Below are 12,109 nucleotides of genomic sequence, written 5' to 3' on the forward strand. Positions count from 1 at the left end.
CAGCACACCCCCAGCGGAACACCGAACCGTCCATCCGATTCGACAAGCCGTACCCGCGCGGCCGTCGGCAGCTGACCGACGCGGTCAGTGGTGGAGCCGAACGAATGAGCGCATGCGCCGTTCGCGACCCAGCGCCGCAGGCGCTGGCACACCAACACAGCGGCAAACGATTCAGCCCGTGAACACGTTGCGGCGCTTGGTGAGCAGCTTGTAGAGCGTCTGCTGGATGGTCTCGCGTACCTGGTCGGTGACTTCGAACATGGTCATCGGGTCGTCGGCGGCCTCCGGCTCGTAGGGCGTGGTCGGGACGGGGGTGCCGAATTCGATGTACCACTTGGACGGCAGCGGTACCGCGCCGAGCGGGCCCAGGTGCGGGAACAGCGGCGTCACCGGGAAGTAGGGGAGGCCGAGCAACCGGGCCAGCGGCTTGAGATCGGCCAGCTTCGGGTAGATCTCCTCGGAGCCGACGATCGAGCACGGGATGATCGGCGTGCCGGTGCGCACCGCCGCGGCGACGAAGCCTCCCCGGCCGAAGCGTTGCAGCTTGTAGCGATCGGTGTACTGCTTGCCGACGCCCTTGAATCCTTCCGGGAACACGCCGGTCAGCTCGCCGGAGCGCAGCAGTCGTTCGGCATCCTCCCGGCAGGCCAGGGTGTGGCCCGCCCGGCGCGCCAGCACACCGAGCACCGGCGTTTCGAAGATCAGGTCGGCCGCCAGCAAGCGCAGCGCGCGCTGCTTGGGGTGCCGGTCGTGCACGGCCAGCTGCAGCATCAGGCCGTCCAGTGGCACGGTGCCCGCGTGGTTGGCCACGATCAGCGCGCCACCCGCCTCCGGCAGGTTGTCGATTCCGCTGACCTCTACCCGGAACCACAGGTCCGACAGGGGGCGCAGCGCGGGCAGGATGACCGACTCGAGCAGGTGCTCGTCGAAACCGAATTCGTCGACCTGGTAGTCGCCGGTGAGCCTGCGGCGCGCGAAGTCCGCGGTCTTGGAGATCTGCTTGCCGAGCGCGCCGCGCAGCATCCCGGACAGCGACTGCGGCGCGGCTGGCGTCACCGCCGCGCGCCGCTCGACCAGCGAGGTCACCGGACTCGAAGCGGCCAGGCGGCGTGGCGCCGGACGCTGGCGCGTCTCGATCTGAAGATCGTGGAGTTGGATGACTTTCGCTACGTCATTCATTGGTGTGCTCCCGTACCGGCCCCGAGCAGGCCGAGCAGTTTGTGTTCTGCGGCGTCGATCCACGCTGGATCGACTACGGGCCGCAACGCTGCGCCCCCGATGAAATCGTCGAACGCCTGCACCGTCGTCCAGCGCGGCTCGAACTCGAGTTCGGTGCGCATGCGCGTGGTGTCCAGGCCACAGCCGAAGTGGAAATAGTCGAGCTGTTCGGCGGAGAACTCCCGCATCACCGGGCCCATAAGGAAGCGGCCCGCGGTGCGGAACATCGTGAAGGGAACGGGCAACTCGATCCGGCCCGCCCGCCGGACCGCCTGTGACAGCGACAGCGCGCCGTCACCCGCGATGTTATACGTACCACTGACCGTACGCCGTGCCGCGTGGGTCAGCGCGGCCACCGCGTCCTCCTCGTGCAGCAGCTGCATCCTGGCGTCCCGGCCGAATACGGTCGGAGTCACCGGCGAACGCAGATATTGCACACCGCGGGCAGCCAGCCGCGGGCCCACGATCGGTGCGAATCGCAAAATTGACGTGGCGATATCGGGACGCCGCCGGGCGAGCCCGCGAACATAACCCTCTATATCGATCATGTCGCGCGCGAATCCGCCGCGCGGTGGCGTGCGGGCGCTCATTTCCTCGGTGAATTTCGCAGGATCCTTCGCGCTGCACCCGTACACCGCCGACGAGGAGCGCAGCACCACCCGGCGCACCGAAGCCACCTTCTGGCACACCGCGAACAGCTGCATCGCGCCGAGGACGTTGTGATCCTTCATCACCGCGCGACCGCCGCCCGCGGGCGGGCGGGTCAGCAGGGCGGTGTGCACCACGGTGTCGACCTCACCACCATCGATCACCTTACGGATCAACGGGTTTCGGATGTCCGCTCGCACGAATTCGGCGCGGCCCATGCGCCGCTGCAACTCTCGGCCGGGCGTCATCGTGTCGACGGCGAGAATGCGCTCGATCCCGGGATCCTGGGCGAGGCGGGCGACGACCGTGCCGCCGAAGAAGCGGCTGGCTCCAGTGACCAGCACTACCTTCGGCGCGTGTCCTTCCCGACCCTCAGAACCCACCGGCACCCTTTCCCTTGCCAGCCCGCCCTTGTGATTATTCCCAGTGCCCAGCGTAGCGGCTGCCTACCCGCTCACCGAGAGTATTAACCAGGATCTAACGATGACTTCAGTCACGTGATACAAATGGCGATTCCAAAATTTCAAATTTCAAACAAAAGGGCCCGTCACCTATTGGTGACGGGCCCCTCGCAGCTAACACGCAGCGATGCCTACTTGCCGAGTTTGCGCCGCTGGACACGCGTGCGGCGAAGCAGCTTGCGGTGCTTCTTCTTCGACATGCGCTTGCGGCGCTTCTTGATCACAGAACCCATAGGGTTGTCCTCGCGTTCTCTCTACTCGGCGCGCACGCTGCCCGTGCGCGATTGCCGGACGTCCGTCCGCCCTGGCCCCGGCCGACGGGCCGGGGTCGCTGGGCAAGCTCACGCCCCGTGTTCGCGCCGCCGGATACCACGAGGCAACGAACAGCGATGCCACCGGCGGGCGAACACGAACCGAGGGTCTATCGTACCGGCACGCACCGCCGGTCTCGAAACCGCCTCATCCGGCGTCGAAATAGGACGTTTCCAGATAGTCGTGTACCGCCTTGGCGTGCACCCGGAACGATCGGCCGACGCGCACGGCGGGCAACTCGCCCGAGTGCACCAGCCGGTAGACCGTCATCTTGGACACCCGCATCAGACTCGCCACTTCGGCGACGGTGAGAAACTGGGTGCCGCCGCCGAGCACGGATTGCCCCTGCGTCGCGGCCTCACGCTGTGTACGGGAATTCCCCCGACCGCCCGCGGGACCGGAGCCGCCGGACGCTCCGGAATTCGCAGACATCTTGTTCGCAGACATCATTGCACCATTGACCTCCGGCACGTCCGCGCCACCGGCTTCCCCACCGGCGGAACAGACACGCACGTGCTCCTTGAAGCTTAGCGGGACCAGTGGTGTTACTGCGACGGGAGTGAGAAATCGGGTTTTCCGATTTCATACAGACCGGTCACTCCGCAGACGCGCCTTGTTCGACCGACCTTTGCTTGGCCGCGAAGAGCGCTTCTATGAATGCCGAGCGTAGTCCTCCGCGCTCCAGCTCGCGGATCGCCGCGGCGGTGGTGCCCGCAGGTGAGGTGACCGCGGCGCGCAATTCCGCGGCGGTCTGGCCGGAGCCGTCCAGCAGGGCGGCCGAGCCGACCATGGTCTGCACGACGAGCTGGGTGGCCACATCCCTGGTCAGCCCCAGCCCGACGCCCGCGTCGACCATGGCCTCCACGACCAGGAAGAAATAGGCGGGCCCCGATCCGGACACGGCGGTGACGGCGTCCATCTGGCTCTCCGCCACGGTGACCACTTTGCCGACCGCGCCGAGGATCTCGGCGACCAGCTCCAGATGCTGCTCGCGCGCGTAGCGACCCGGCGCGATGACGCTCATCCCCTGCCCCACCAGCATCGGCGTATTCGGCATCACGCGCACCACCGGGAATCCGGCGGGCATCTTGCCCTCCAGCCGCGCGGTCGGCACGCCGGCGGCCAGCGAGACCAGGACCTGGTCGCGGTCGCTGCCGATCTCCGCCTTGCCCAGCGGCGCGAGCACGGCGTCCACATCGCCCGGTTTCACCGCGATCACCAGCAGATCCGCGCCGATGGCGGCATCGGCCAAGTCGTCGGTGACCCGGGTCCCGAAGCGGTCGGCGAGCTGATGGGCCCGCTCCCGGTGGGTCTCCACGACGACCAGGTCCTTGGTCAGCCGCCCGGACTCCAGCAACCCGGCGACCAACGCCTCCCCGATGCGCCCGCCACCGATCACCGCAATTCTCGTCATGGGGCTCAAGGCTAGACGGCGCGCGCCGGGGCTCAGCGCTGGGGAACGAGCGCCAGTTGACGACTCTGCGCGACGACCGCGCCGGTCGAGTCGAGCACCAGCTGATCCTCGTCGAACATGCGACCGCCCACCTCGTGGGTGGTGGCGATGATCCGCAGCCAGCCCGGCGCGGGCCTGCGACGCAGGTAGGTGGTCATTTGCACGGTCGGGGCCCAGCCGAAGTGACCGAGATTCATCGGCACCGGCGGACTCATGTCGGCGCTCATCATGGCGAAGTACATCGCGACATCGGGGTCCTGTTCGTCACCCGGTCGCGGGCGCATCCACATCCGCAGCCGCGGTTCGCCCTTCGCGCCTTCCAGGAAGCGGGCCCACTCGCGGTCGAGGTGGATCTCGGCGCCGCGGCCGACGTGCACGATGTCGCCCATCGGGGAACCGGGCTCGTAGCCGGCGGCGTCGGCGGGCGGTTGCGCGGGCATGCCGGAATGCTCCGGCGCGTAGATCGGGTCCGCGTCGTCGAGGCGGCTGAACGTCAGCGCCGTGCGCACCAGGACGCGACCGTCCTGGACGAGGTCGGTGTCGGCCAGGCAGATCTGTCGACCGATCTTGCGGACCCGCACCTCGTATTCGACCTCGCCGGGGTCCGGGGCGCCGAGGAAATCGGAACTTGCGGCGATCGGCGCCATGCCGACCAGCGCGGGATCGGACGCACGCAGCCAATTCGTCGCCGCTGCCGCGCTCGCCGCGACCATCGTCCCGCCGTGCACCTTCGGGCCGATGGTCCAGATGTCGTCGATGATGCCCAGATAGCGACCGGTTCCCGGGGTGGTGGGCGGCGCCTCTTGCAGCGCGCACACCCGGCTGAACGGTGCGTCGGTCGTGGCCGCCGGGCCGAAATCGGCCGTGAGCTCCGTCGTCATCCTCACTCCTGTCCTCCGTCGCCCCCCGATGGCGGCATTCGCGGCTGCGCAGCCGGACGGTCTCCGAGGGGTTCGTACAGCGTACAACGCACCCGGGACAGGATCGTATCGCCGCATACCGGAGTAGCGACGAGCGTCACATCGGCGGTTCGGGCGACCTCCGGCTCGCGCCGGCGGCCGTTGGCGCGGCGGCCACGACCAGATGCTTGCGCGCGAAGGCCAGCGTGCGATGCAGCATGTCGGCTCGCTCCTTGGTGGTGCGCGCGTTCTGCGTGTTGATCTCGGCGACGACCTGACCGGTGAAACCGGTGCGGACCAGGCTCGCGCACACCTCCACGCACGGTTGGGTGCCCTCGCCGGGAACGAGATGTTCGTCGTGCGCGGCGCCCCGGCCGTCGGCCAGATGCAGATGGGCCAGACCAAGGCCCATGCGGGCAGCCAAGGCCAAGGGGTCGGTGCCGGCGGTGGCGGTGTGCGACAGATCCAGCGTGTAGTGGCGGAAGCCGGTGTCGGTCGGGTCGTAGGAGGGGCTGAAGGCGGTGAGCGCCGGACCGGGGCCGCCGCGCCGCTCCAGCCGTCTCACCGCGCCCTCGCGCCGGCCGAACAGCGTGTCCGCCCGCATCGGGAACATATTCTCCACCGCGACGACCACCGGGCTGTTGTCTTCCAGCTCGGCCACCTGCGCGGCGAACCCGGCGGCATAGCGGCGCTGCCAACGGAACGGCGGGTGCACGACCACCGTGCTCGCGCCGAGCGACTCGGCGGTACGCACACTGCGCTCGAGTTTCGCCACGGGATCCGAACCCCACACCCGCTGCGAGATCAACAGGCAGGGCGCGTGCACCGCCAGCACCGGCACACCGTACCGGCGTGAGTAGGCCTGCACGGTGGCGATGCTCTGGCTGGCGGGCTCGGCCCAGACCATCAGCTCGACGCCGTCGTAACCGAGTTCGGCGGCGTACCGGAACGCGGCCTCCGTATTCTGCGGGTACACCGAGGCGGTCGAGAGCCCCACCCGGATCGGCTTCGGCCGGGACAGATCCCCGGCCTCTCCCGGGGGTTCCGCGCCGGTGCGCGCCCCCACCCCGGTCTCGTTCGCCTGTCCTATGTTCGCCACGACTGCCCCCTGCTCAGTTCGTGCTGAGAAGAAATGCCAAGGGCCCCAGCGTGACGAAGATGCCCACCACCACGGCGATCACGGTGCTGAGGATGTCGTCGGTCCTGCGCAGAATCCGCACGAGGGCCACCAAGCCGAGAATCACGATCATCGCCAACGCCAGCGCCACCCACGGAAGCATCTCCCACATGCGCTCGAAGCCTTTGAACAGCAGCATGCCCGCGACGGCGGCGCCGATGCTCTGGCCGCCGAGGATCATCCACTGGCGCCGGTTCTCGTCGTCCTCCGCCTTCTTGGCCGCCCTGGACCGGCGCGGCGCGGTTGCCCGGGTGGCGGCGCGAGGTTCGTCGGCGAGGTCGTCATCGTCGTCCTCGTCCAGCTCGATCGGCTCGTAGACGTCGGTGACGCCGTCCATTTCCGCCATCTCGGCGGCGCGCCCACCGCGCCCACCGCGACCGCCGCGCCGCGCAGCGCCGCGCTCGGCCCGGTCGACGCCATCGCGCAGCAGGTCGCCCGCGACCGTCTGGCCGGAGAGCAGCTGCTGGTCCTGATTGGCCAGCGACCACGCGGCCGTCGGAATGCCGCCGGATTCCGGCGGGGGATCGCCCTGCGGCTTGTGCCGCCGGGCGGACCAGGCCGGTAGACCGTTCTCACCGACGCCCTCCCGGCGGGCTGGTCGTCGATGCGCCTCCGGCTGCGGCTCGAGCGGAACGGGCCTGCCCGGCTTCGGACGCGGATCGGGCGGCGGCGGGAGGGGCAGCGGTTCGGACTCCGGGGCGAAACCACCCGTGGCGGGTGACCAGGCCGCGGTGGACGGGCTTAGATCCTCGGCCGCTTCCGCGGCCTCCGCCGCCCTGCGCCGCGCGGCGCGGCCGCCCCGGGCGCCGTTGCGCTCGGGAAGAGGTGAGCGGCCGAAGCCGGGCTCGTCGAACTCGGCGTGACCGTTGCGGCCCGGTTCGCCTGCCCCGCGCCCTGCCAGCGGGTCCCGGCCGAACGACTCGGGCTGGACCTCGTGCCAGGACCGGACCTCGGTGGCCTCCTCCTCCGGTTCCTCGCGCCTGCGCCTGCGCCCCGAGCGCGGAGGCGTCTCGGGCACGCCGCCCGGCAGGTCGGGCACGTACGGACCGGGGGCCGCCGAGAACAGGTCCGACACCGGGGTATCCGGCGACAGCGGGTCGTAGGACGTGCCGTGCCGCGCGGAGGGCATGTCCCGGCCGGGCATGACCCGGCTGGATCGCCCGGGCGGCGGATCGGCTCGCGGCGGGTCGGGCTGCGCGTAGCCGGCCAGCGGGTCGTACATCGAAATCGGGCCCGACATCGGCGAATACGACGACGGGTCGGGCTGCGGCTCGGGCGCGTAGGACACGGGCTCCGGCGGGGGCGGATCGAACGAGGGCGACGCGTAGGCGGGCTCCTCCGCTCCGGCATCCGGCGCCGCGTGCGCGGAGTGACCACCGCCTTCCCGGATGACCGGCAGGTCGCCGGTCAGTTCGGCGACGGAGATTCCCCGGCCACTGCGGCGGCGCCTGCCACCGCCGGACGAGCCACCGCTCTGCTGGCCGTTTCGTGCCAGCAGTTCCGCGACCGACAGCTGTTTGGAGTCCTCACTCATGACGACACCGTCCCGATCGAGCCCGGCGCGGGCGCGCCGCCGGACGCCGGCCGACCGTCTCCGGTCGCCGCGCCCGCTGAGTACGTTGCTTCGGGTCCACCATTCATATCGGTATCCAGTTTGCGCAGGATGAGCCCTTCACGCAGCGCCCACGGACAAATCTCCAAGGAATCCAGCGAAAGTGCCCGCATACTCGCCTCCGCGACCAATGCGCCGGCCACCAATTGCTGTGACCGATCGGAACTTACGCCTTCCAATTCTGCACGGTCCGCCGCCGTCATTCGCGAGATGAACGCAATCAGTTGGCGCAGGCCCGAGCTCGTGAGTGTACGACGCACCCGCGGGCCCGCCGCCGAGGGCGCCGCTCCGGTCAGCCGGGCCAGGGACCGGAATGTCTTCGATGTGCCAACGGCCAGATCGGGCTTGCCCGGCTCGAGCAGCTTCTTCGCGGGCACCACCAACTCGGCGTCGAGCCAGTCGCGCAGCACGGCCACCCGCCGCTTGCCCGGCGGGTCCTCGCGCAGCCATTCCCTGGTCAACCGGCCCGCGCCGAGCTGCAAGGACACCGCGACGTCGGGTTCCTCGTCGCCGCCGTTGGTCATCTCCAGTGAGCCGCCGCCGATGTCCAGATTGAGAATGCGCCCTGCGCTCCAGCCATACCACCGGCGCACAGCGAGAAAGGTCAGCCGCGCCTCGTCGACGCCGGTCAGCACCCGCAGGTCGACACCCGTCGCGGACCGCACGCGGCCGAGCACCTCTTCGGAGTTGGCCGCCTCGCGCAGCGCCGAGGTGGCGAACGGCATCAGTTCGACGCATTTGGACGTCTCGGCGATGCTGGCGAATTCGGCGACGGTGTCGATCAGCCGCTGCGCGCCCGCCTCGGTGATGCAACCCGCGGCGTCGATGTTCTCCGCCAGCCGCAAGGTGGCCTTCGTCGAGCTCATCGGCATGGGGTGACCGCCACGATGCGCGTCCACCACGAGCAGGTGAACGGTATTGCTTCCGACATCGAGTACCCCAAGCCGCACATGAACACGGTACTGGGTGGCGCGGCACTACAACCCAGGCGACTGAACTGTTAGCGTCCTATTTCGTGACGGTAGGCGCATCCTCGAGCAGCCCGACCCGGCCCCGACCAGCGGGGAAGATCGACCCGGCCCCCGAAGTCGATCCCGACTTTCCCCGTGAGTGGATCGAGTTCGTCGATCCGGCAAACGACGAGCATCTGATCGTCGCCGATCTGACCTGGCTGCTGTCGAGGTGGACGTGTGTGTTCGGCACCCCTGCCTGTCAGGGCATCCTGTCCGACCGGCCGGATGACGGCTGCTGCTCGCACGGCGCGTTCCTCTCCGACGAGGAGGACCGCAAACGGCTGAGTCGCGCTGTGAAGATGCTCACACCCCAGGACTGGCAGCTGCGGGGCGAGGCGACCAACGCGCAGGGCAAGATCACCAAGGGCAGCTACCTGGAACTCGACGAGTTGGACGACGAGCCCGCGCTGCGCACACGCCGGTTCGAGGGTGCCTGCATCTTCCTGAATCGCCCTGGCTTCGCGGGGGGCGTCGGCTGCGCACTGCACACCATGGCGCTGCGGCGCGGCATGGAGCCGCTGGAGGTGAAGCCGGACGTGTGCTGGCAGCTGCCGATCCGCCGCACCCAGGACTGGGTGGACCGGCCCGACGGCGTGCAGATCCTGCGCACTGTGATCACCGAGTACGACCGCCGCGGATGGGGGCCCGGCGGCGCCGATCTGGACTGGTACTGCTCCGGCTCCCCCGACGCGCACGTCGGCAGCAAGCCGGTCTGGCAGTCCTACGGCCCCGAGCTGACCGAACTGATCGGCGCGCCCGCCTACGCGGAGCTGGCCCGGCATTGCAAGCGCCGCGAGGGCCTCGGCCTGATCGCCATCCATCCGGCGACGGTGCATGCCGAGCGGATGCCCGATTCCCCGGATCGGTTCGCCTGATCGTTTGCCAACCGAGCGCCCGATAGGGCGTCCGTTCGCCGTGCGATACCGCGCTCGGTTCACCCCGTCGCCATGCGAGCTTCACTCGGATGGGGTTTGATGTGCCGTTATGTCCAAGAAAGTTCTCACCGCGGCGACCATCGCCCTGGGCGCCGCCCTCTCGCTGACCGGAGTAGCCCACGCGGAGCCGAATGGCGACCCGCACAAGTTCTACGACTTCACCACGGAGTTCGTTGCGGCCACCGATCCGGCGGCGGTCAACGCCAAGGCGGCGGGCAAGCTCCTGATCGCCAGCCCGTACGGCACCTCGCACACCATCGCCTGCCGCGGCACCAACGCCGCGGACCTCTACGACTGCATGCAGGAAGACGATCTGGGCTGGATCACCCTGCAGAAGACCGAGACCCCACTCGGCACCACCTGGATCTACTTCCCCTGATGTCCGCCGACGCGACGGCCGAGAGCACCGCGGTGCTCTCGGCCGTTCGTGTTCCGCGCCGCGCGGGCGGTCATGCCTCCAGTTTGTAGCCGAGGCCGCGCACGGTGACCAGGTGTTCCGGCTTGGCCGGGTCCGCCTCGATCTTCGAGCGCAGTCGCTTGACGTGCACATCCAAAGTCTTGGTGTCGCCGACGTAGTCGGCGCCCCACACGCGGTCGATCAGCTGACCGCGGGTGAGCACCCGCCCGGAATTGCGCAGCAGGTATTCGAGCAGATCGAATTCCTTGAGCGGCAACGTGACCGGCTTGCCGTTCACCATCACGGTGTGCCGGTCGACGTCCATCCGGACCGGACCGGCTTCCAGCACGCCGCTCTCGTTGGTGCCGTCCAGTTCGTCGCCCGCGCCGCGGCGCAACACGGCGCGGATGCGCGCGATGAGTTCGCGTGCGGAATACGGCTTGGTGACGTAGTCGTCGGCGCCCAACTCCAGGCCGACCACCTTGTCGATCTCGCTGTCGCGCGCGGTGACCATGATCACCGGGACGCCGCTGCGGGTGCGCAACTGCTTGCACACGTCGGTGCCGCTCATGCCGGGCAGCATGAGATCGAGCAGGACGATGTCCGCACCGGACCGGTCGAACTCGGCGAGCGCGGACGGCCCGTCACCGACCACGGTGACCTCGAAACCCTCCTTGCGCAGCAGGAACGCGAGCGGATCGGCCAGCGACTCCTCATCCTCGACGATCAGAACACTCGTCATCTGCGTGCCTCCACACCATTCGGTCGGCCCGGTCCGGTAGGACGCGGGCTTGTTTCCATCATGCTCACCACGGCGCCGTCGTGGTCGTCGTCGGCGCCTGCTTCGTGGTGGGCGGGTATGCGCAAGGTGAACGTCGATCCGGTGCCCAACTTGCTCCACAGGGTGATTTCCCCGTTGTGGTTGGCGGCCACGTGTTTGACGATAGCCAGGCCCAGTCCGGTGCCGCCCGTCTGGCGCGAACGCGCCTTGTCGGACCGGAAGAATCGCTCGAACACCCGCTCCTGGTCCTCCTTGGCGATGCCGATGCCGCGGTCGGTGACCGCCATCGCCACGTGATCGCCGCGCAGCGAGCGGCTCACCGACACGTGCGAACCGGGCGGCGAGTAGGCGATCGCGTTCTCCACCAGGTTGGACAGGGCGGTGACCAGCAGGGTTTCGTCGCCGAGCACCTCGAGCCCGCTCGGGCGGTCGGTGCTGACCGTGATCCCGGCGGCTTCGGCGGCGGTGCGGGAACGATCGACCGCCTGCGTCACCACGGTGTCCACGTCCACCACCTCGAGTTCGGGCAGTTTCTCCGCGCCCTGCAGGCGGGAGAGGGCGATCAGCTCGGTCACCATCTTGCCGAGGCGGCGCGATTCACCGAGCACGCGCTGACCGAAGTGTCGCACGGCGTCGGGGTCCTCGGCGGATTCCAGGAGAGCCTCGGCCAGCAGGCTCATCGCGCCGACCGGGGTCTTGAGTTCGTGGCTGACGTTTGCGACGAAGTCGCGGCGGGTGGCCTCCATGCGGGCCTGTTCGGAATCGTCGTCGGCGAACAGCACGGTGAAGGTGGTCTCCTCGCGCGACAGTTGCCTGGCGACGCCGCGTACCGCGATGCGGCCGCGGCCCGGGACCGGATTCTTCGCGGTGAGGTCGAACTCGGCGGATTCGCCGGTGGCCAGCACCTTCTCCACCGCAGCCCAGGCACGCTCGTCGAGCAGGCGATTGCGGACCAGCCCGAGTTCTTCCGCGCGCGGGTTGACCAGCACGACGTCGCGGTATTCGTCGACAACCGCGATACCGCTCTCGGAAGCGAGCACGATCAGGTCGAGGACCTGGGACATGGTGAGACCGGAGTCGGCCTGCCTGCGCGCGGCCTGCCTGGCATTCACATACGGGATCAATAGCCCGCCGACTGCCAGGCCGACGACAGCCGCCAAGATGGCCAGCAGCACGGCCTGGGGAACACTCACACTTGAATCG

13 protein-coding genes are annotated in these 12,109 nt (G+C 69.1%); 2 read left to right on the plus strand and 11 right to left on the minus strand.

Features of this window, described 5'->3' with window-relative positions:
* Positions 1–171 precede the first annotated feature (171 nt).
* The 9 genes from NA8_RS18650 to NA8_RS18685 all read right to left on the minus strand — a co-directional run bounded on the left by NA8_RS18650 (position 172) and on the right by NA8_RS18685 (position 8,730).
* Positions 172–1,179: a lysophospholipid acyltransferase family protein gene (locus tag NA8_RS18650; protein WP_063051645.1), complete on the minus strand. Its 1,008-nt coding sequence runs from the start codon at positions 1,177–1,179 to the stop codon at positions 172–174.
* Positions 1,176–2,249 carry an NAD-dependent epimerase/dehydratase family protein gene (locus tag NA8_RS18655; protein ID WP_063051705.1) on the minus strand — a complete coding sequence of 358 codons (1,074 nt, stop codon included), beginning with the start codon at positions 2,247–2,249 and terminating at the stop codon, positions 1,176–1,178. Before NA8_RS18655 ends, NA8_RS18650 begins: the two co-directional genes overlap by 4 nt.
* A gap of 209 nt (positions 2,250–2,458) precedes the next feature.
* Entirely contained in the window at positions 2,459–2,560 is a 102-nt protein-coding gene (locus NA8_RS32945; protein WP_003402602.1) for a 30S ribosomal protein bS22, read from the minus strand.
* Positions 2,561–2,786: 226 nt separating this feature from the next.
* Entirely contained in the window at positions 2,787–3,089 is a 303-nt protein-coding gene (locus tag NA8_RS18660) for a helix-turn-helix domain-containing protein (RefSeq protein WP_371855955.1), read from the minus strand.
* Between the two features lie 145 nt (positions 3,090–3,234).
* On the minus strand, positions 3,235–4,053 hold the full coding sequence (proC, locus tag NA8_RS18665) for a pyrroline-5-carboxylate reductase (protein ID WP_063051646.1): 819 nt from the start codon (positions 4,051–4,053) through the stop codon (positions 3,235–3,237).
* A gap of 32 nt (positions 4,054–4,085) precedes the next feature.
* Positions 4,086–4,973, minus strand: a complete 888-nt coding sequence (locus NA8_RS18670; RefSeq protein ID WP_084466905.1) for a thioesterase family protein — start codon at positions 4,971–4,973, stop codon at positions 4,086–4,088.
* A gap of 136 nt (positions 4,974–5,109) precedes the next feature.
* Positions 5,110–5,988: a sugar phosphate isomerase/epimerase family protein gene (locus tag NA8_RS18675; RefSeq protein ID WP_063051707.1), complete on the minus strand. Its 879-nt coding sequence runs from the start codon at positions 5,986–5,988 to the stop codon at positions 5,110–5,112.
* 115 nt (positions 5,989–6,103) lie between these two features.
* On the minus strand, positions 6,104–7,702 hold the full coding sequence (locus tag NA8_RS35190; RefSeq protein ID WP_063051647.1) for an Rv0497 family membrane protein: 1,599 nt from the start codon (positions 7,700–7,702) through the stop codon (positions 6,104–6,106).
* Positions 7,699–8,730 carry a Ppx/GppA family phosphatase gene (locus NA8_RS18685; RefSeq protein WP_063051648.1) on the minus strand — a complete coding sequence of 344 codons (1,032 nt, stop codon included), beginning with the start codon at positions 8,728–8,730 and terminating at the stop codon, positions 7,699–7,701. Before NA8_RS18685 ends, NA8_RS35190 begins: the two co-directional genes overlap by 4 nt.
* Before the next feature lie 65 nt (positions 8,731–8,795).
* On the opposite strand from NA8_RS18685, the gene NA8_RS18690 reads away from it, so the two are divergent.
* On the plus strand, positions 8,796–9,668 hold the full coding sequence (locus NA8_RS18690) for a DUF3109 family protein (protein WP_063051649.1): 873 nt from the start codon (positions 8,796–8,798) through the stop codon (positions 9,666–9,668).
* A 109-nt stretch (positions 9,669–9,777) separates the two neighbouring features.
* Positions 9,778–10,107 (plus strand): hypothetical protein, encoded by a 330-nt coding sequence (locus NA8_RS18695; RefSeq protein WP_063051650.1) that lies wholly within the window; start codon positions 9,778–9,780, stop codon positions 10,105–10,107.
* A gap of 70 nt (positions 10,108–10,177) precedes the next feature.
* Here NA8_RS18695 and NA8_RS18700 read toward each other — a convergent pair whose 3' ends face one another.
* Positions 10,178–10,867, minus strand: coding sequence for a winged helix-turn-helix domain-containing protein (locus NA8_RS18700; protein ID WP_043733312.1), 690 nt, complete (start codon positions 10,865–10,867; stop codon positions 10,178–10,180).
* The gene (locus NA8_RS18705; RefSeq protein WP_063051651.1) at positions 10,864–12,099 is read right to left on the minus strand and encodes a sensor histidine kinase; all 1,236 of its coding nucleotides are present in this window, start codon (positions 12,097–12,099) and stop codon (positions 10,864–10,866) included. The genes NA8_RS18700 and NA8_RS18705 overlap by 4 nt, the downstream gene beginning before the upstream one ends.
* Positions 12,100–12,109: the final 10 nt, after the last annotated feature.

This window comes from Nocardia arthritidis NBRC 100137, assembly GCF_001612765.1.
Lineage (GTDB): Bacteria > Actinomycetota > Actinomycetes > Mycobacteriales > Mycobacteriaceae > Nocardia > Nocardia arthritidis.

Bases quoted from the DNA above. Each gene is read 5' to 3' on its own strand.
- NA8_RS18670 (WP_084466905.1), bottom strand. From the start codon at position 4,973: ATGACGACGGAGCTCACGGCCGATTTCGGCCCGGCGGCCACGACCGAC.
- NA8_RS18695 (WP_063051650.1), top strand. From the start codon at position 9,778: ATGTCCAAGAAAGTTCTCACCGCGGCGACCATCGCCCTGGGCGCCGCC.
- NA8_RS18650 (WP_063051645.1), bottom strand. From the start codon at position 1,179: ATGAATGACGTAGCGAAAGTCATCCAACTCCACGATCTTCAGATCGAG.
- proC (WP_063051646.1), bottom strand. From the start codon at position 4,053: ATGACGAGAATTGCGGTGATCGGTGGCGGGCGCATCGGGGAGGCGTTG.
- NA8_RS32945 (WP_003402602.1), bottom strand. From the start codon at position 2,560: ATGGGTTCTGTGATCAAGAAGCGCCGCAAGCGCATGTCGAAGAAGAAG.
- NA8_RS18700 (WP_043733312.1), bottom strand. From the start codon at position 10,867: ATGACGAGTGTTCTGATCGTCGAGGATGAGGAGTCGCTGGCCGATCCG.
- NA8_RS18660 (WP_371855955.1), bottom strand. From the start codon at position 3,089: ATGATGTCTGCGAACAAGATGTCTGCGAATTCCGGAGCGTCCGGCGGC.
- NA8_RS35190 (WP_063051647.1), bottom strand. From the start codon at position 7,702: ATGAGTGAGGACTCCAAACAGCTGTCGGTCGCGGAACTGCTGGCACGA.